This is a genomic window from Rhodococcus sp. 5G237 (genome assembly GCF_053764735.1).
In genome coordinates this window covers 396,755-414,094 of the sequence record NZ_JBSNCD010000004.1, presented here as the reverse complement: position 1 = coordinate 414,094, position 17,340 = coordinate 396,755, and the positions used below count along the sequence as shown (strand labels likewise).

20 protein-coding genes are annotated in these 17,340 nt (G+C 66.4%); 7 read left to right on the top strand and 13 right to left on the bottom strand.

The annotated features are described in order from the left end of the window. Positions 1-59 precede the first annotated feature (59 nt). Complete coding sequence (locus ACWPOC_RS11365) at positions 60-389, top strand: PLD nuclease N-terminal domain-containing protein (protein ID WP_225623655.1); 330 nt, start codon at positions 60-62, stop codon at positions 387-389. 16 nt (positions 390-405) lie between these two features. Here the strand turns inward: ACWPOC_RS11365 and ACWPOC_RS11360 are convergent, their stop codons facing one another. From ACWPOC_RS11360 to ACWPOC_RS11350, 3 genes are read right to left on the bottom strand one after another with little or no spacing between them, the layout of a single operon-like run. Next, positions 406-1,485: a dihydrodipicolinate reductase gene (locus ACWPOC_RS11360; RefSeq protein ID WP_120280530.1), complete on the bottom strand. Its 1,080-nt coding sequence runs from the start codon at positions 1,483-1,485 to the stop codon at positions 406-408. Positions 1,486-1,523: 38 nt separating this feature from the next. Beyond that, positions 1,524-2,339: an acyl-CoA thioesterase gene (locus ACWPOC_RS11355; RefSeq protein ID WP_455408638.1), complete on the bottom strand. Its 816-nt coding sequence runs from the start codon at positions 2,337-2,339 to the stop codon at positions 1,524-1,526. A 46-nt stretch (positions 2,340-2,385) separates the two neighbouring features. After that, positions 2,386-3,036 (bottom strand): TetR/AcrR family transcriptional regulator, encoded by a 651-nt coding sequence (locus tag ACWPOC_RS11350; protein ID WP_016695480.1) that lies wholly within the window; start codon positions 3,034-3,036, stop codon positions 2,386-2,388. Positions 3,037-3,215: 179 nt separating this feature from the next. On the opposite strand from ACWPOC_RS11350, the gene ACWPOC_RS11345 reads away from it, so the two are divergent. From ACWPOC_RS11345 to ACWPOC_RS11335, 3 genes are read left to right on the top strand one after another with little or no spacing between them, the layout of a single operon-like run. Then, on the top strand, positions 3,216-4,214 hold the full coding sequence (locus ACWPOC_RS11345) for an acyl-CoA dehydrogenase family protein (protein WP_085470207.1): 999 nt from the start codon (positions 3,216-3,218) through the stop codon (positions 4,212-4,214). Further along, on the top strand, positions 4,198-5,373 hold the full coding sequence (locus tag ACWPOC_RS11340; RefSeq protein ID WP_120280528.1) for an acyl-CoA dehydrogenase family protein: 1,176 nt from the start codon (positions 4,198-4,200) through the stop codon (positions 5,371-5,373). Before ACWPOC_RS11345 ends, ACWPOC_RS11340 begins: the two co-directional genes overlap by 17 nt. Beyond that, positions 5,366-6,157, top strand: coding sequence for an enoyl-CoA hydratase (locus ACWPOC_RS11335; RefSeq protein ID WP_120280527.1), 792 nt, complete (start codon positions 5,366-5,368; stop codon positions 6,155-6,157). Before ACWPOC_RS11340 ends, ACWPOC_RS11335 begins: the two co-directional genes overlap by 8 nt. A gap of 139 nt (positions 6,158-6,296) precedes the next feature. Here the strand turns inward: ACWPOC_RS11335 and ACWPOC_RS11330 are convergent, their stop codons facing one another. After that, positions 6,297-7,064 (bottom strand): SDR family NAD(P)-dependent oxidoreductase, encoded by a 768-nt coding sequence (locus tag ACWPOC_RS11330; RefSeq protein ID WP_230790435.1) that lies wholly within the window; start codon positions 7,062-7,064, stop codon positions 6,297-6,299. An 86-nt stretch (positions 7,065-7,150) separates the two neighbouring features. On the opposite strand from ACWPOC_RS11330, the gene ACWPOC_RS11325 reads away from it, so the two are divergent. Continuing rightward, on the top strand, positions 7,151-7,600 hold the full coding sequence (locus ACWPOC_RS11325) for a nuclear transport factor 2 family protein (protein WP_230790437.1): 450 nt from the start codon (positions 7,151-7,153) through the stop codon (positions 7,598-7,600). 32 nt (positions 7,601-7,632) lie between these two features. Further along, complete coding sequence (locus tag ACWPOC_RS11320; RefSeq protein WP_455408637.1) at positions 7,633-9,099, top strand: aminotransferase class I/II-fold pyridoxal phosphate-dependent enzyme; 1,467 nt, start codon at positions 7,633-7,635, stop codon at positions 9,097-9,099. Positions 9,100-9,119: 20 nt separating this feature from the next. On the opposite strand, the gene ACWPOC_RS11315 is transcribed toward ACWPOC_RS11320, so the two are convergent. From ACWPOC_RS11315 to ACWPOC_RS11275, 9 genes are all read right to left on the bottom strand, one after another. Next, entirely contained in the window at positions 9,120-9,854 is a 735-nt protein-coding gene (locus ACWPOC_RS11315; protein WP_455408736.1) for an acyl-CoA dehydrogenase family protein, read from the bottom strand. 68 nt (positions 9,855-9,922) lie between these two features. Beyond that, entirely contained in the window at positions 9,923-11,011 is a 1,089-nt protein-coding gene (locus tag ACWPOC_RS11310; protein WP_120280522.1) for an acyl-CoA dehydrogenase family protein, read from the bottom strand. After that, positions 11,008-11,433 carry a nuclear transport factor 2 family protein gene (locus tag ACWPOC_RS11305; protein WP_060650211.1) on the bottom strand — a complete coding sequence of 142 codons (426 nt, stop codon included), beginning with the start codon at positions 11,431-11,433 and terminating at the stop codon, positions 11,008-11,010. The genes ACWPOC_RS11310 and ACWPOC_RS11305 overlap by 4 nt, the downstream gene beginning before the upstream one ends. Next, positions 11,420-12,631 carry an amidohydrolase family protein gene (locus ACWPOC_RS11300; protein WP_455408636.1) on the bottom strand — a complete coding sequence of 404 codons (1,212 nt, stop codon included), beginning with the start codon at positions 12,629-12,631 and terminating at the stop codon, positions 11,420-11,422. Before ACWPOC_RS11300 ends, ACWPOC_RS11305 begins: the two co-directional genes overlap by 14 nt. A 177-nt stretch (positions 12,632-12,808) precedes the next feature. Further along, complete coding sequence (locus ACWPOC_RS11295) at positions 12,809-12,997, bottom strand: ferredoxin (protein WP_059384035.1); 189 nt, start codon at positions 12,995-12,997, stop codon at positions 12,809-12,811. Beyond that, the gene (locus ACWPOC_RS11290) at positions 12,994-14,286 is read right to left on the bottom strand and encodes a cytochrome P450 (protein ID WP_229582819.1); all 1,293 of its coding nucleotides are present in this window, start codon (positions 14,284-14,286) and stop codon (positions 12,994-12,996) included. The genes ACWPOC_RS11295 and ACWPOC_RS11290 overlap by 4 nt, the downstream gene beginning before the upstream one ends. Positions 14,287-14,589: 303 nt before the next feature. Continuing rightward, positions 14,590-14,916 carry a hypothetical protein gene (locus tag ACWPOC_RS11285; protein WP_059384037.1) on the bottom strand — a complete coding sequence of 109 codons (327 nt, stop codon included), beginning with the start codon at positions 14,914-14,916 and terminating at the stop codon, positions 14,590-14,592. Beyond that, entirely contained in the window at positions 14,913-16,181 is a 1,269-nt protein-coding gene (locus ACWPOC_RS11280) for an aromatic ring-hydroxylating oxygenase subunit alpha (RefSeq protein ID WP_120280520.1), read from the bottom strand. The genes ACWPOC_RS11285 and ACWPOC_RS11280 overlap by 4 nt, the downstream gene beginning before the upstream one ends. Positions 16,182-16,185: 4 nt before the next feature. Then, positions 16,186-16,722 carry a carboxymuconolactone decarboxylase family protein gene (locus tag ACWPOC_RS11275; protein ID WP_159417420.1) on the bottom strand — a complete coding sequence of 179 codons (537 nt, stop codon included), beginning with the start codon at positions 16,720-16,722 and terminating at the stop codon, positions 16,186-16,188. A 295-nt stretch (positions 16,723-17,017) separates the two neighbouring features. Between ACWPOC_RS11275 and ACWPOC_RS11270 the strand changes: the two genes are divergently transcribed. Then, on the top strand, positions 17,018-17,329 hold the full coding sequence (locus ACWPOC_RS11270) for a hypothetical protein (protein ID WP_059384038.1): 312 nt from the start codon (positions 17,018-17,020) through the stop codon (positions 17,327-17,329). The last annotated feature ends 11 nt before the right edge of the window (positions 17,330-17,340 follow it).

Genomic DNA, 17,340 nt, shown 5'->3' with positions numbered 1-17,340 from the left:
CGGCGGCGTGAGTCCGCACGGCCTGTTAGCTTGCGAAGGTGCCGTATCTCGGATTGATCGTGACAGTGTTGTGGGTGGGATGCCTCGTCGACGTGATCTGCGCCGACGAGCAACGGGTCCGGCGCCTGCCCAAACTGCTCTGGGTGACGATCGTTCTCTTCCTGCCGTTGATCGGGTCGGGGCTTTGGCTGGTCCTCGGGCGACCGCAGGGGGTGGTGGACATGCTGACGTCCAGGTCCACTCCCCAGCACCCGAGTCGATTCCGCCCTGCCGTCGATCCCGAGAACGACGAGGAGTTCCAGCGGCGCTTCCGTGCGCGGGTCGAGCAGCAACGGCGGCTCGCGCAGGAGCAGCGCCGGCGGGACGAGGGCGACGAGAGCGCCGAGTGACAGCGCAGTTTCGATCTCAGGTCAGAACGGGGACCACGAGCGGGAGTTCGACCGTCGTCCGGATCCCGGACCGCGCCGCGCACACCGCCGCGATCGAGTTCACTGCACGATTGGCGGTGTAGGACGGGGAGATCTCGCTCATCCGCTCGAGCGGGATGGGGAAACGCATGTCGATGTCGAGGGGTGCGTCGCCGTCGACGGTGATGTGCCAGCCGGTGGCGTGCAGGTCCCAATCGGCATCGAGCTGATCCGTGCAGTACCAGGTGGGCCGGAATCGCATCAGCTCGCGGCCGTCGCGGATGCCCGACACCGTGATGCGTTGCGCGGCCACCGTTCCCGCCTCGATCGTGCCGGCGGCGATGGTGACCGTCGAGCGTGCCGTGGCGAGTTCGCCCGTCGTTCGGATCGTGTCGAGGGTGAGGCCGAGCGCGTCGGCCAGGGCGGCCAGCGACGGTCCGAAATTGGATTCCACGTGGGCGAGCCGGACGTCGGCGAATTCTCCTGCATCACCACCGAATCCCATGACGTCGAACAGGATTCCGGGGGAGTTCCGCTGGGAGAGGTCGGCGTACTCGTCGATGGCGAGGTGGTCCATCCTCCGCTGGATGGAGGCCAGCACGAGTGGCACAGCCTCCGTGACGAAACCGGGACTGCTGCCGGTGCTGTGGATCGACGTACCGCCGAGTGCGCACGCGGCCTCCACGGCTTCACGCACCACCGGATCCATGCCCGCCGGGCGGTGGAACTCTCCACGGGTGGTGACGATATTCGTGCCGGAGGCGAGGATTCGGCACACTTCGTCGAGGTCGAACAGCAGCGGCATGTACAGCACGCAGTCGGCCCCGAGATCGACGATCTCGTCGGCGTCGTTCGTGGCGCGTACGCCGACCGGCTCGCGCCCGCACAGCTCGCCCGCGTCGCGACCGGCCTTGTCGTCGCTGTGCACGTACACGCCGACGAGTTCGACGGAGGGATGGTCGATCACCGCGCGCAGCGCGCGGGCGCCGATCGTTCCGGTCGCCCACTGCACCACGCGCAGAGGGCGGGGTGTCGGAGTCTCGACGACGGCATTGTCGGGGGCGGACTGTTGTTGCATGACACCTCGATCTCGATCGGTGTTCGTGGGAAGAACCGTCAGGGCAGACGCAGCAGGGCTTCCTGGGCGAAAGAGGCGACGAGGGAACCCTTCTCGGTGAGCAGGTCGCCGCGGCCGAAGCACCGTCCGTGGGCGACGAGGGGACTGTGCTGTCGCAGAAGCAACCAGTCGTCGCTGCGGAACGGGCGGTGGAACCACAGATTGTGCGAGGTGACCGCAGACGTGAACGCCGTTCCGTTGCCGGTGTGGTCGAAGCCGTCGACGGCAAGAAGCGCGGTACCGATGAGGTTGAGGTCGGTGGCGTAGGCGGCGAGCGCCGGCGCATACGCCCCGTCGATCTCGGGGGTGCGCATCCACATCTCGAACTCGGGTGCGGAGACTCCGCGATCCTCGAGGTCGGTCGTCGTGCGGGTCTCCCACGGGATCAACGAGAACGGGGTGCGTGTGCTCTCGTCGAACACCTGGGGTACGGACGGCACGGTCTGCACCTCGGGGCCGTCCTCGCCGACGTGCATGGACACCGATGCCGTGGCGAGGACGCCCTTCGACTGGCGCGCGACCGCCGTCAACGTGGCGAAGGTCCGGCCCTCGTGCAGGCGGGTGATCTCGTAGCGGACGGGCTCGTCGGCGCGTCCTTCACGGGCGAAGACGGTGTGCAGGGATTTGATGCTCTTCTCTGGGCAGGTCAGCTCGGCGGCACGCACGAACTGACCGAGCAACTGGCCTCCGAAGAGCCGGTGGTATTCGAGGTGCTGATTGCTGCCCTCGAACACCACCGGCTCGGGGCGCTCCTCGTCCCCGGGGGACGAGCGCAGATCGAGACAGGCGAGGAGGTCGTTCCACAACTCGGTCACGAGCCGAGTGTAAGTGAACTACTCCGATTTGAGAATGGTGTTCTCGTCAGTGGGCAGCGAAACCCTGCGAGCAGAAGTTCCAGACCTCGTCGGCCGTGATGGGACGGGTCGTGCTGTCGTCGCCTCCGCTCGACTGAGCGATGAACATCACGGTCTGCATCGTCATGGCGGCCATCCGCTTCGGGTTCAGTCCCTCGCGGAGGCTGCCCTCGGCGTCGACCTTCTCCATCAGCTCCGTGAACAGCGCGAGCATCGGTGCGTGCGCGACCTTCACCTCGGCGGGGTGGGTGAGAAGCAGCTGCGGCGCGAAATCGGTGAACAGCGGTCGCTGGGCCGTCGGGTCGGGCCGGGACGACTCGAACAGCAGTTCCACCGCGACGCGCAACTGGTCGAGAGGGGCCTTCTCGCCGGCGGCAGCCGCACGGATTTGATCGGCAGAGCGACTCAGAGCATCTTCGAAGAGCGCGAGCAACAGCTCGTGCTTACCGTCGAACTGCAGGTAGAAGCTGCGAAGCGACTGCTTCGACCGGTCGACGACCTCCTGGACCGTGAAGTCGGTGCTGCCCTTTTCCGTGATGATCGCCTGCGCTGCGTCGAGGAAGCGCTGTACGCGCTGTTCGGCGCGCAGTTTGGCGGTCCGGATGGAGCGCTCGACTGCGCGTTGCTTCCAGGCCGGTTCTTCGCTGGCGCCCGTCACTGCCCGGATCGCCCTGTGTCGCGTGGAGTGGACATAGGAGCACTGTACCGGAGGGTAGGGGCGCATTGCGGGACTGTCCTTCCGTTTCCCGCACCGATCAGAGACTATTACTATCTTGAAAAGAGAATGTTATTCTCATCGGGATACCAGGCTCAGTGCCAGGAAGGAGGCAAGTCGGAATGCTTTTCGAGTTCGACTCCGATCAGCAGTTGTGGCAGAAGACCGTCCGGGAAGTGACGGCGAAGGAATGCCCGTCGACACTCGTCCGCACCGTCGTCGACAACGGCGCCGATCCGGCCCCGTTGTGGAAGACCTACGTGGGCCTGGGATGGACGGAACTGGTCGAGTCCGAGGCCGCGGTGGAGCTCGCGATCGTCCTGGAGGAACTCGGCCGGGCAACCGACCCGACCCCCTTTCTCGCCACCACCACCCAATTCGCCCCGCTCGTCGCCGGCCGGACCCGGCCCGATCGTGCGGGCGCTGCCGTCTACGAGGGCATCTCCGCCGTGCGCGACGCGGACGGCTGGCTGCTCCGCGGCACCGCACACCGGGTGCTCGACGGCGACCGCGCCGACGACATCGCCGTCGTCACCGATGCAGGTGTGTTCACCGTCCGGGCCGATCAGGTGTCGGCCCGCCGTACCTCCGCTTTCGACCCGGTCCTGCACCTGGCCGACATCGTCTTCGACGACGTGCGGGCCGAAGCGGACCCGGACACCGACGTCGACGTGGAGAAGGCACGGCACGTCGCCCTCGCCGGACTCGCCGTCACCATGGTCGGTGCCTGCCGCCGCATCCTGGATCTCGCACTCGACCACGTACGCAACCGGCAGCAGTTCGGTGTGCCGATCGGGTCGTTCCAGGCCGTCAAGCATCGCGCCGCCGACATGCACGTCGCCGTCGAACGTGCCGGCGCCCTCGCGTATTTCGCGGCACTGACGATCGCGGAGGACGACCCGCGCCGTCGCCTCGCCGCCTCCATGGCCAAAGCCGCTGCGGGAGAATGCCAGTCGACGGTCTTCCGCAGTGGTCTGCAGTTGTTCGGCGCCATGGGCTTCACCTGGGAGAACGACCTGCAGTTCGCGCTCAAGCGTGCCCGGGCGGGGGAGCACATGCTCGGATCCGCCGCGGAGCACCGCGCACTGATCGCCGAGGAGTACCGTGCAACTCTCGTTTGATTCCGACGTCGAGGAGTTCCGCGCCGAGTTCGTGGCCTTTCTCGACGAGCACCTGCCCGATCCGTCCGAGGCCACCGTCCGCGCCCGGTCGAGCGCCGACGTCCCCGAATGGGCACGCCGCTGGCAACGGGTCCAGTTCGACCACGGCTGGCTGCTGCCCGGCAATCCACCCGAGTTCGGTGGCCGCAACGCGACGATCCTGCAGCAGTACGTCCACCTCGAGGAACTGTCGAAGCGGCGGATCTACCACAGCTTCAACCCGCAAGGGCTCGGGATCATCGCGGCCTCGCTGCTGTCGTTCGGTACGGACGAACAGAAGCAAGGCTGGGCGGTGCCCATCCTCCGAGCGGAGATCACCGCGGCCCTCGGGATGAGCGAGCCCGGCGCGGGATCCGACCTCGCCTCCCTGCGCACCCGGGCGGTGCGCGACGGCGACCACTTCGTCGTCAACGGCCAGAAGGTGTGGACCTCCGGTGCCCACGACGCCGACGTGCTGCTGACCTTCGTCCGTACCGATCCGGATGCGCCGAAGCACAAGGGAATCAGCGTCCTGCTCATCCCCACCGATCTGCCCGGCGTCGTCCGCAGACCGTTCCCGTCGGTCGCCGACGGCGACGACCGCGACTTCAACGAGGTGTTCTTCACCGACGTGCGTGTGCCCGCCGAAAACCTCATCGGCGAGCTGAACGGCGGCTGGTCGGTCGCGAACGGATCGCTCGGGCACGAACGCACCCTGCTGTGGCTCAGTTTCGCCGACCGGCTGCAGGATTTCGTCGAGGACTTCCGCCCCCGCACGGCGCTCGACCGCGACCGCTACGCCACACTCGTGATGGACCACCAGGCACTGAAGCTGCTCGGCTCGGCCGCCCTCGTCCGCGAATCCCGCGGAGCGCAGGACGTTCCCGCCCTGTCGGTACTCAAGCTCCTCGGATCCGAGGCGGTGCAGACCGCCGCCGAACACGCCCTCGACGCGTCCGGCCAGGACGGTCTCGTCCATCCGGCGACGACATCAGCGTATGTGCCGTGGAATCTCGACAACTTCTCGTCGAGCTGGTTCGAGAGGTTCGTCCGGAGCTTCGCCGGCACCATCGCGGGTGGCACGTCGGAGATCCAGAGAAACATCATCGCCGAACGCGTCCTGGGGTTGCCCCGTGGCTGAGGACTACATCCTCTACGAGGTCACGGACAGGATCGCAACGATCACGCTGAACCGGCCGGAGGTCGCCAACGCGCAGAACGGCGCCCTCCTGGACGAACTGGACTCCGCCTGGACCCGCGCCGGCGACGATCCCGAGGTCTCCGTGATCGTGCTCCGCGCCGAGGGTAAGCACTTCTCGGCCGGGCACGATCTCCGCAGCGGGGAACCGGTCCCCGACAAGATCACCCTCGAGATGATCTATCGCAACGAGTCCCGGCGTTATCTCGAGTACTCGCTGAGGTGGCGCAACATCCCGAAGCCGTCCATCGCCGCAGTGCAGGGTCGGTGCATCTCCGGTGGCCTCCTGTTGTGCTGGCCGTGCGATCTCATCGTCGCGGCCGACGACGCGTCGTTCTCCGATCCCGTGGTCCTCATGGGTATCGGCGGCGTCGAATATCACGGCCACACATGGGAGCTCGGCCCGCGCAAGGCCAAGGAGATCCTCTTCACCGGCCGACCGGTCACCGCGGAGGAGGCGGAGCAGACGGGCATGGTGAACCGCGTCGTGCCCCGCGCCGATCTCGACACCGAAGTACGCACGCTCGCAGAGCAGATCGCGAAGATGCATCCCTTCGGCCTGCGGCAGGCCAAGCGGGCCGTCAACCAGACTCTCGACGTGCAGGGCTTCTACGCCGCGATCCAGTCGGTCTTCGACATCCACCAGACGGGACACGGCAACGCCCTCAGCGACAGTGGGTGGCCGGTCCTGATGAATCTCGACGAGATGAAGGACAACATCCGCTAGCGCACGGGGCATTCGCTACCGCTTTCGCCATTCGCCGCGGAAATTGTTGTAGCGTATGGCGATTCCGGTAGCCGATGGACAACGCAGTTACGTGTGGGGCCGCCTCCGAATCCCGGAGGCGGCCCCGCACGCGTGTGTCTCAGACCTTACGGGTGACACCACCGTCGACGCGGATGATCGCGCCGGTGGTGAAACTCGACGCGTCGCTGGCCAGATGGAGTGCGAGTGGCGCGACCTCCTCGGGCCGGCCCATGCGACGCAACGGCACGAAGGATGCCTCCTCGTCTTCCGGCGGAGCCCATGCCTTCGACAGGTCGGTGCGGAACGGACCCGGAAGGATCGAATTGACACGCACTTTCGGTGCGTAAGCCTCTGCCAGGCCCACCGTGAGGGCGTTCAGGCCGGCCTTCGCGCACGCGTAGGGGAGTTCGCGCACACTCGCCGTGAGCGACCCGGCGGTGCCGATGTTGACGATCGACCCGCCGTCGTGCTCCGCCATGTACGTGCCGGCGCGGACCGCAAGCCGGAACGGGCCCTTGAGGTTCACGCCGAAGGTCTTGTCGTACAGCTCTTCGGTGATGGATTCGAGATCCTGGTAGAGCGGCGACATTCCGGCATTGTTGACGAGGATGTCGAGGCGCCCGAAATGGTCGAGGGTCGTGTCGACGAGCGTGTTGCAGTCGTCCCACTGTCCGACATGGCAGGCGACGGGGAGCACCTTGCTGCCGGTGGATGCCTCGATCTCCTTCGCGGCGAGTTCGCACGCGTCGAGCTTGCGGGAGGCGACGACGACGTCGGCGCCGTGTTCGGCGAGGATCTGGGCGATGGCGCGGCCGATGCCACGCGAACCACCTGTGACGACAGCGGTTTTCCCGCTCAGATCGTGAAGAGAGTCAAGTTGTCCCATATACGGATCATGCCTCAGAACAAGGGTCTTGGAAAGGGGGTTCTCTTCTGAAAGAATGAAATTCCGGACGAAGTCGAAGGAGCCTCATGACGCCCGACGAGCTGTGCGACAAGTACGCCATCACCGAACTCCTCTACCGCTATGCGACGGCGGTGGACACCAAGGATTGGAAGAAGATGGAATCGGTCTTCACCGAGGACGCCCATCTCGACTACAGCTCCGTGGGATACCAGCCCGGACCGAGGGACGAAGTGCTCGCGCAGCTGCAGAAGGCGCTGTCGTACCTGCCGATGTCGCAGCACTTCGTCACCAATGTCGAGGTCGACCTCGACGGCGACCGTGCGACGGTACGGGCGATGTTCTACAACCCCATGCAACTCCCCGGCGTCGACGGCCTGACCTATTGCGGGGGCAACTACCACCACGAGGTCGTGCGCACGGAAGACGGATGGAAGAGTTGCCGGCTCACCGAGGAGAGCCTGTGGTTCTCGAATCACCCCGACCCGTCGAAGAACGGGGCGCACCGATCGAGCTGATTGCAGATCGCGGGCCCGGGTAACCGACAGGCATGGACCAGTCGGAAACCCCGTTGCTCAGCGCTCTCGAGGAATACCGCCGGCTCGACCGCTACGGCTTCTCCCCGCCGGGCCACCGGCAGGGTCGCGGCGTGGACGAACGCGTCGCGGAAGTGCTCGGGCGGGACTCGTTCCGTGCGGATGTGCTCGCCTCCGGCGGCCTCGACGACCGTCTGACGCGCAACGGATATCTGAGCAGAGCAGAAGAACTCATGGCCGAGGCGGTCGGAGCCGAGCAGGCCTTCTTCTCGACCTGCGGAAGCTCCCTGTCGGTCAAGGCCGCGATGATGGCCGTCGCCGGCAACGATCCCGGTGGTCTGCTGCTCGGACGCGACTCGCACAAGTCGATCGTCGCCGGCCTGATCTTCAGCGGTGTCACCCCGCGTTGGATCACCCCGCAGTGGGACGAGGAGATGCACTTCTCCCATCCACCCTCACCACAGCAGGTTCGAGAAATGTGGGACAAGTACCCCGACGCGGCCGGTGCACTGATCGTCAGCCCCAGTCCGTACGGGACGTGCGCCGACATCGCGGGCATCGCGGACGTCTGCCACGAACGCGGAAAGCCACTCATCGTCGACGAGGCGTGGGGCGCGCATCTGCCCTTCCACGACGACCTGCCGACCTGGGCGATGGATGCCGGTGCCGATGTCTGCGTGGTGAGTGTGCACAAGATGGGTGCCGGTTTCGAGCAGGGCTCGGTGTACCACGTCCAGGGAGACCTGGTCGACGCCTCCCACCTGTCGGATTGCGCCGATCTGCTCATGACCACCAGCCCCAACGTGTTGATCTACTCGGCGATCGACGGATGGCGACGGCAGATGGTCGAGCACGGCACCGAACTGCTCGGCAGTGCGCTCGACCTGGCCCGGACTACGCGCGAACGCATCGAGAGGATCGACGGGATCTCCGTCCTCGACGACCGGCTGCTCGGCGACGAGGCCTCGCACGATCTCGACCGCCTCCAGGTGCTCATGGACCTCGACGAACTCGGCGTCTCGGGTTATCAGTGCGCCGACTGGCTGCGGGAGAACTGTCGTCTCGACGTCGGCATGAGCGACCACCGCAGGATCCTCGCCACGATGTCCATGTCCGACGACGAGGACACCGCCGATCGGCTCGTCTCCGCGCTCGAAGCACTGTCCCGGGCGGCGGAGTCCTTCGATCCGCCGCCCCGGATCGAGCTGCCGAGTCCGGACGAACTGCAGCTCGAATCGGTGATGTCTCCGCGCGACGCGTTCTTCGGCAGGACCGAGATGGTCTCCGCCGCCCGCGCCGTCGGCCGCATCGCGGCGGAACAGCTCACGCCGTACCCGCCGGGTATCCCCGCGGTCGTACCGGGTGAGCGGCTCGACCGCGCGGTCGTCGACTACCTCCACAGCGGTGTGGGTGCCGGCATGAACGTGCCCGACGCGACCGACAGCACCCTCGACGAGTTCCGTGTGGTCGTCGAGGGCTGACGCCGAACCGGACAGCCGAGTCAGAGGTGCACCAGGCGCGGCGCCGAACCCTCCGCGCGGATGAGGGCACCGGCCTCGCGGGTCAACTCGCGTGAGCTGCCGAGCAGGCCGTCGAGCACCAGCGCCCGCTTGATGTGCCGGTGCAGGTCGTGCTCGGCGGTGAAGCCGATACCGCCGAGGACCTGCTGGCAGTGCCGTGCCGCGATGATCGCCGCGCGACCCGCGGCGGCCTTCGCGAGCAGGGAACCGAGTTCGTCGGTGGCGGCACGCAGGGTGGCCTCCGCGCCCTCGACGGCGACGTATGTCTCTGCGAGCCGGTGCCGCACCGCCTGAAAGCCGGCGATGGGCTTGCCGAACTGCGTGCGGTCGAGAGCGTGGGTACGGGCCAGGTCGAGCATCGCCCGGCTCGTTCCCACCAGCCACCAGCCGAGCGCACGACGTGCCGCTGCGACCGGCACCGGATCACCGGATCCGACCGTCGCGATCGGTAGTTCCGTGTCGAGTGCGGTGGTGTCCCGGTCCTCGCGTGCCCATTCGATCCACTGTCCGCCGGTGTAGGGGAGGGATAGGACCCCACCGGCCTCCCGACCCGCGTCGACGAGCACGACGTCGTTGATCACCGGGGCGTGCGCGCCGGTTTCACCGAGCAGCCGGAATACCAGGGGGATCGTGTCGTCGGGCATCTCGGTGAGCATGTCGTGCCAGCCCAGATCGACCAGGGCCGCGTCGAGCGCGGCGCCGGTCGTGCTCTCCATGGTCTTGCGCAGTGCGTCCTCGAGCAGGCCGAGGTCCGAATCCGGCGCCGGTGCAGTGCTGTAGGTCGTCACTCCGCCCCCAGATCGAGAAGTCGGCGCGCGACGATGTTGCGTTGGATCTCGGCGGTGCCGCCGTAGATCGTCGCCGCACGGGAATACAGGAATTCGGTCCGCCATTCGGTGTCGGACAGTTCGAGCACGCCGGGAAGCAGATCCCGTGCGGTGTCGAACAACTGCTGTTCGGCGGTCGCGAGGAGGATCTTGTCGACGGAGGTCTCGGGGCCGAGCGACGCGCCCGACGCGAGTCGCTGCTGGGTGGCGAGCGACCGGCACCGCACGGTGTGCAGCGCGAGGTAGGCCGCGCCGAGTTCGTCGTCGGCCGTCGAATCGGTCTCGTCCACAAGGCGATCCAACCGGGTGAACAGGTAGGCGATGCGATGCCAGAAGCATGTCGACCGTTCGTGCGGCAGCAGATCCATCGCGAGCTTCCAGCCGTCGCCGGGATTGCCCAGCATACGGTCGGCCGGCACGACGACGTCGTCGAAGTACACCTCGGCGAATTCGTCGACGCCGTGCATCGTGCGCAGCGGCCGGACGGTGATGCCCGGGGTGTCCATGTCGACGAAGAAGGCGGTGATGCCCTTGTGCCCCGGCGCGGTACGGGTGAGCAGCACGCAGCGGGAGGCGAACTGGGCGAGCGACGTCCAGACCTTCTGCCCGTTGATCACCCATTCGTCACCGCGTTGCTCGGCCCGGGTGGACAGCGACGCGAGGTCGCTGCCCGAGCCGGGCTCCGAAAAGCCCTGGCACCACTGTTCCTCGCCGCGGAGCAGTTTCGGCACCATCTCCGCGGCGAGTTCGGGCCGTGCGTAGGAGATCATGGTGGGCGCGAGCACCTCGATCATCGAATAGATGCCCGGCTCGGCGAGGTCGCGGGTCGCGACCTCCTCGCCGAGCACGGCACGCAGGACGGCCTCGCCGCCGAGTCCGCCGACCTCCTCGGGCCAGCCGTAGCGCATCCAGCCCGCGTCGTAGAGTTCCCGCCGCACGCGGGCGAGCTGTTCGACCTGCGCGTCGAACGAGTGATCCGGTCCGGGGGTCAGATCGTTCTCGTCGAGCCAGGCTCGGACGGCGGTCCTGAATTCGGTGACGTTCATGCCGGTTCGAAGGCGTGGGGGATGCCGGAGTCGTGGGTTCCGCTGCGGCGGATGAAGGTCATCGCGCGGGTGCGCAGACGCCAGCCGTCGGCCGTGCGGACGTAGGTGTCGTTGTAGTAGCCGATCCGCATGTCGTGCGTGGAATGTTCGACGAAGCACAGCGGCTGGGTGCCGGTCGCGGTGTCGCCGTCGATGTCGATGAGGGCCGTGCCCGTCATGAACAGGCCCTTCGGTGCGGCCGCGACGAGCTCGGGGAACCGGTCGAGGGGGAACGCGTCGCCGAAGGCACTGTAGGTGCCGTCGGGGGTGAACACCGAGACGACGCCTTCGACGTCGTTCTTCGTCATGTTCACCGCGTAGCGGGCGAGCAGCTGGTTGATCTCGACGAGGTCGTCGGTGATCGAACGGTCAGTTGTGGACATAGACCTTTCCGCCTTTCATCACGAACCGCACGTTCTGGGTGACGGTGATGTCTTCGGTGGGATCGCCGGGGACGGCGATGATGTCGGCGAGCAGACCTTCGGCGAGGCGACCGCGGTCGTCGACGCCGATGAGTTCTGCCGCATTGATCGTGGCGGCCTGGATCACCGCGAGGGGAGGGATTCCGCGGTCGACGAGGGCAACGATCTCGTCGGCGTTCTTGCCGTGGGGGATGGCCGGCGCGTCGGTGCCGACCGCGATCTTCACCCCGGCCTTGTATGCGGCGAGCACCGAGGTGCGTGCCTTGGGGAACATCTCGGCGGCCTTGGCCTGCAGCTCCGGCGGCGCGTGGGAGGTGTCCATCGCGTCGGCGAGACGGGTGGTGGGCACGAGCCATGTTCCGCGCTCGACCATGAGGTCGATGGTGTCGTCGTCGATGAGGAATCCGTGTTCGATGCAGTCGATTCCGGCTTCGATCGCGTGTCGCACGGCTTCGGCGCCGTGCGTGTGCGAGGCGACCTTCATGCCGCGACGGTGGGCCTCGTCGACGATCGCGCGCAGCTCTTCGTCCGAATAGTGCTGGGCACCTGCGGATCCGGTCATCGACATGACGCCGCCCGATACGCACACCTTGATGAGCTGGGCGCCGTGCTTGATCTGGTAGCGCACCGCCTTGCGGACCTCGTCGACGCCGTTGGCGATGCCCTCCTCGATCGTGAGGTCGAGGACGCCGGGCGCGAACGCCGCGAACATCGTCGGATCGAGGTGTCCGCCGGTGGGGGTGATGGCGTGACCGGCGGGGACGACGCGCGGGCCGTCCACCCAGCCCTTGTCGATGGCCGTTCCGAGGGCCACGTCGAGGAGGTATCCGCCGGTCTTGACGAACAGTCCGAGATTGCGGACGGTGGTGAATCCCGCGCGCAGGGTGCGGCGGGCGTTTCCGACGGCACGTAGCATGCGCAGGGGCGGGTCGTCCTGGACCGTCGAATAGACGGGCTTCTCGCCGCGTCCACCCATGAGGAGGTTGACCTCCATGTCCATCAGGCCGGGCATGAGGATCAGGTCGCCGAGGTCGATGACGTCCCCTTCCGGGGTTCCGCCCACTCCGGCGATGCGTTCGCCGTCGACGCGGATGATTCCCGGACGGACGATCTCGCCCGTGTCGACGTCGAGCATTCCGGCTGCCTTCAGGGTCAGCATCGCTCGTCCTTTCATCGGAGAGCGACACATCGTGAGAATGTCACTCTCTATCTTGATTATGAGGTTTTCATACAACCCCGGACGGCGTCAATCGACCCTCGGTGAGTGAAACGAAAAAGGGCGTCGGCCCGAACCTTTCGGTCCGGGCCGACGCCCGTGTTCGGCTTCGATCGTGACTCAGTCGAGCCGGATCGCCCTTTCGGGGCAACCCGCTGCGGCCTCCCGCACGGATTCCTCGTGCTCGGCCGGGACCTCGGACACGAGGGTGACCGCGTACCCGCCGTCGCTCAGGTCGAAGACCTCCGGGCAGGCGGCGAGGCAGACACCGTGTCCGCGGCAGGCGTCGTCGTCGACGAAAACCTTCACTTCGACTCACCTTCCACCGGCGCGTACTCGAGGTGCAACGCGAGCAGGCCGCGCAGGATGAAGGTCGGCAGGTAACCGAACTTCCGGTCGTCCTCGGGGCCGTGCACCTTCTCGGAGATCCGGATCTCGCTGGTGCGCTCGAGCAGGCGCTGGATGCCCACGCGCCCTTCCGTGCGGGCGAGCGGGGCGCCGGGGCACGAGTGCACGCCGCGGCCGAACGCGATGTGGGTGCGGGCGTTGCGGCGGTCGATGTCGAAGTCGTTCGGATCGGAGAACTGACGCGGGTCGCGGTTGGCGGCACCGTTGACCAGCATCATGATGGTGCCGGCCGAGACGTCGACCCCGCCGATGGTGGTGGGGGTCTTCGCGAGCCGGAAGTCGCCCTTGATGGGGCTTTCGAAACGCAACGTCTCCTCGATGAAGTTCGGGATGCGGTCGGGCTCGCTGCGCAGGGTCTTCTGGAGTTCGGGCTGCTCGGCGATGATCCGCAGCGCGGAGCTCAGCAGGCGCACGGTGGTCTCCTGGCCGGCGGAGAACACGTTCGCGGCGATGCGCAGGACGTCGTCGACGGGCGGCAGGGTTCCGTCGGGGAAGGTCGCGGTGGCGAGGCCCGTCAGCACGTCGTCGGTGGGGTTCGCGCGGCGGTCCTCGATGTACTGGCCGAACTTCTTGTACAGGAACTCGAGCGGGTTGAGCTTCAGTGCCTCACCCTCGGTGCTGCCGAGCGAGAAGCCCTTCTCCACCTGGATGTTCAGGCCCTCGATGAACTCCTGGTGGTCGCTCTCCGGCACGCCCAGCAGGTCGGCGATGACGAGCATCGCGAACGGCGCAGCGAAACCGGTGATGTAGTCGCCTTCGCCCCGGGCGAGCAGGTCGTCGAGGAGGCGGTCGGCGATGCGCTCGATGAAGGCCTCGTTCTCCTTGAGGCGCTTGGGAGTGATGAGCCGCATCAGCAGGCCGCGATGGTCGGTGTGCTGCGGGGGATCCATGGTGGGGAGCTGGTCGTTCATCGGCAGCGAGGGACGGTGCTCCTCGATGAAGTCGGTGATGTCGTCGCTCTCGGGGCAGGCCGGAAGGCCGGAGAACGGGCCGGTCACCGAGATGCACGACGAGAAGGTCTGCTCGTCGCTCAGGACCTGGATCGCCTCCTCGTAGCCGGTGACCATCATGACGTTGTGGTGGGGTTCGCGCCTGACCGGGCATCCCTCGCGCAGGGCGTCGTAATAGGGGTACGGGTCCTCGACGAGATCCGGATCGGTGAAGAAGTTCTTCGTCTCGATGTCGGTCATGTTTCCTCCCGGGGCAGGCTGTGGGCTGGTGCAGAGTTCGACCTCGCCCCGCGGCCGTCCCGCGCTCGAAGCCGTGTCTCGCCCGCACATCCAACCATGGGTCGGAAAGTCCGGCGCGAGGGGATCTTTAGTGCATATCGGACTTGTGATCGATCACGTGACGACAATCGACCAACTGTGTTCGATCTTGAAATACGGACGGCGTGGAACCGAAGAAACCACAACGCGCCCGTACTCGAACCCCGGAGGGTTCGGGTACGGGCGCGAGGTGTGCTCATCGCCGGAGTGTCCCGACGGGTGGCATCACACCACCGGTTCCTTGGTGATGGTGACCCAGGCGGCGCCACTGTCCGGCACGCGGGGCTGCTTCCAGACCTCGACGGGGAACGAGACCATCACGAGCGACTGCATCAGGTGCATGAGCGCGCGGGCATCGTCGTCGAGGTCGTCCAGATCGAACTTGTCGAGGTAGGTGATGGCGTCCTCGAGTCGGCCGAAGGCGGCGTCGTAGAACTGCTGCATCTCGGGCATGCTCGACGCCAGCCGCTTGGCGTAGCGCTCGGGCTCGGTGGCCAGAGCCCAGTCGGCATACGGTTCGAGGTCGGCGAATTCGGTGGGCAGAGTCGTCACTTCTGGTACTCCTTGACGTAATCGGCGACGGTCTTGTGGAGGTGGCGCAGGAGGATTTCCTGGTCGTTGAGTGGGAAATCGGTCACTGCGCGGGTGCCGATCATGGTCTGGGTCGCTTCGAGGGTGTTCGCGTCCTGGAGCGCGTACTCCTTGAAAGTCACCGCGGCGAGTTCCTGCGCGAGGCGGTCGCGAGCGTTCTTCGGCGGGACGAAGTACAGGCTCGTCTCGAAGATGTGCTTGTCGACGGCGGTGGGCCAGTAGGTGTAGGTGAGGTACCAGCCCGGCTTCCAGATGAGCAGCGTCATGTTCGGGAAGAACTCGAAGCTGTCCTGGCCCCAGCTGTGGAACTTGGTGGGGTTGACCGCCGGAGGCAGCTGATCCTCGGCCAGGCCCTCGATGTCCGGAACGTCCCACGGGCCGAAGAGACCCGAACGCAGGACGCGCTCGATGGGCTTGACCATGTTCGGGTCCTTGGGCGGGGCCATGCCGCCCCACGAGGAGATCATCGAGTGCGGCGACTTGATCTCGTAGTGCAGCGCCTCGTAGCCGTAGCCGGCGAGCTTCTCGGCCTCGTCCTTGACCGCCTGCTTCATGTGCAGGATCGGTGCGTGGTAGAACTCGGCGAAGGCGTCGATGAACAGTTTCCAGTTCGCGTTGATCTCAGAGCGGTAGCTGTAGACCTCGGTCATCTTGTCGAAGGGGTAGCCTTCGAGACCCTTGGCGAAGTCGCCGAGGTAGTCGACGAGCGGAGCTGCGTCGTCGTCGAGGTTGATGTAGATGAACCCTTCCCACGTCTCGCAGCGAACCGCCTTGAGTCCGAAGTCCTTCTTGTCGAGATCGAAGAACTCGCCCTCCTGCTGCACGAAGGTCAGATCGCCCTCGAGGCTGTAGCGCCAGGCGTGGTACTTGCAGGTGAACTGCTTGCAGCTACCGGCGGTCTCCTCGTTGGGGAAGTCGTTCCACACCAGCTTGTTTCCGCGGTGGCGGCACACGTTGTGGAACGCGCGGATGACGCCGTCGTTGCCCTTGACGATGACCAGCGAGGTGCCGGGCCCGGCCGACGGGATCTCCTTGGTGAAGTAGCTGCCGACGCGCGGCAGCTGCTCGACGCGACCCATGTAGAGCCACGTGCGCTTGAAGATCGCCTCGCGCTCCGCCTCGAAGAAGGCGGGATCGATGGAGTCGGTGTAGTCGACGGGTGCGGTGCCGAGTTCGGGATAGTGCTCGGTCCAGCTTCCCTCGGCCGGCTTGGTGAAGTGGGGCAAGGTTCTACCTTTCGTCTTCGAACTCGATACCGAAGGTGTTGTAGGCCATGGCCATCAGGCTGTAGCCACCCACGGTGAAGATGAGGTCCATCAGTTGTTTGGTGGTGAGATGCTCCGAGAGCGCTGTCCAGGTCTCCTCGGACATGCGCGAGGTCTCGGTCAACTCCCGAACGGAGTCGAGCAGGCGCTGCTCGAACGGATCCTCGGCCGACCCGTCGACGGCCGCGGCGATCTCGTCCGGCGTGAGGCCGGCCTCGGTGCGCGCGATCTCGATGTGGTGCTCCCGCTCGTACGAGCAGTCGTGCAGTGCGGCGACCCGCAGGATCACGAGTTCGCGCAGCCTGGCCGGGAGTGTGGATCGGAACAGAAGATGCACGCTGAAGCCGAGAAAGGCCTTGGTCAACTCCGGATGGTGGACGAGCGTCGCCATCGCGGTGCCGGCCTGCTCCGGATTCCTCATGTGCCGGGGCATAAGACCTTTCAGTGCTGCGTCGACGTCCTCGTCCCAGAGTTCCGCCGGCAGCGGGGATAGCAGTGCCACATCAACCTCCTCCCTGTTCGAGAGAATTGCATTCTCATTTCTGATCGATAGATTTCCACGTCCGCGCCGGATAGTCAACGTTCCGCGAGAAATGTCCCGTTTCTGCTGGTGGGAAGCTCGCGCGCGGAGCGGCTGTCGCTCCACGCTGCCGGTGGATGCATGAGATCTACGAGCCTCCTCCTCTTGTGGGCGGCGCGTCGCGAAGGTTGATTCTCCTCAAAAGAGAGGATAGTTTTCATCGCACGAGCCACCCGGGGTCGCGCTCGCCGTCGAGCGATCGAAAGAGAGGTACGCCGTGACCACACCCGCACCACTTCGTCCAGGAGTGCAGCTCGCCGCCGCCGAAGGCTCCACGAGGGTCGTCGTCGTCCGCGCCCCTGCGGAGAACGCACAGGAACTCACATGCGGTGGCGCCCCGATGATTCCGGCGCCGCCGGGCCGACCCGAACCGTCGGCCGGCGACGCCGTCACCGTTCTCGGCAAGCGCTACGTCGACGCGGACGACACGGTCGAGGTGCTGTGCACCTCCTCGGGGCCCGGGGAACTCGGCTACGGCGGTATCCCCATGACTCTCAAGGCCGCGAAGCCGCTTCCCGCCTCCGACTGACCGACACGAAA

Bases quoted from the DNA above. Each gene is read 5' to 3' on its own strand.
- ACWPOC_RS11290 (WP_229582819.1), bottom strand. From the start codon at position 14,286: ATGACCGACATCGAGACGAAGAACTTCTTCACCGATCCGGATCTCGTC.
- ACWPOC_RS11300 (WP_455408636.1), bottom strand. From the start codon at position 12,631: ATGCTGACCCTGAAGGCAGCCGGAATGCTCGACGTCGACACGGGCGAG.
- ACWPOC_RS11330 (WP_230790435.1), bottom strand. From the start codon at position 7,064: ATGGGACAACTTGACTCTCTTCACGATCTGAGCGGGAAAACCGCTGTC.
- ACWPOC_RS11315 (WP_455408736.1), bottom strand. From the start codon at position 9,854: ATGGAGAGCACGACCGGCGCCGCGCTCGACGCGGCCCTGGTCGATCTG.
- ACWPOC_RS11325 (WP_230790437.1), top strand. From the start codon at position 7,151: ATGACGCCCGACGAGCTGTGCGACAAGTACGCCATCACCGAACTCCTC.
- ACWPOC_RS11305 (WP_060650211.1), bottom strand. From the start codon at position 11,433: ATGTCCACAACTGACCGTTCGATCACCGACGACCTCGTCGAGATCAAC.
- ACWPOC_RS11345 (WP_085470207.1), top strand. From the start codon at position 3,216: ATGCTTTTCGAGTTCGACTCCGATCAGCAGTTGTGGCAGAAGACCGTC.
- ACWPOC_RS11320 (WP_455408637.1), top strand. From the start codon at position 7,633: ATGGACCAGTCGGAAACCCCGTTGCTCAGCGCTCTCGAGGAATACCGC.
- ACWPOC_RS11360 (WP_120280530.1), bottom strand. From the start codon at position 1,485: ATGCAACAACAGTCCGCCCCCGACAATGCCGTCGTCGAGACTCCGACA.
- ACWPOC_RS11310 (WP_120280522.1), bottom strand. From the start codon at position 11,011: ATGAACGTCACCGAATTCAGGACCGCCGTCCGAGCCTGGCTCGACGAG.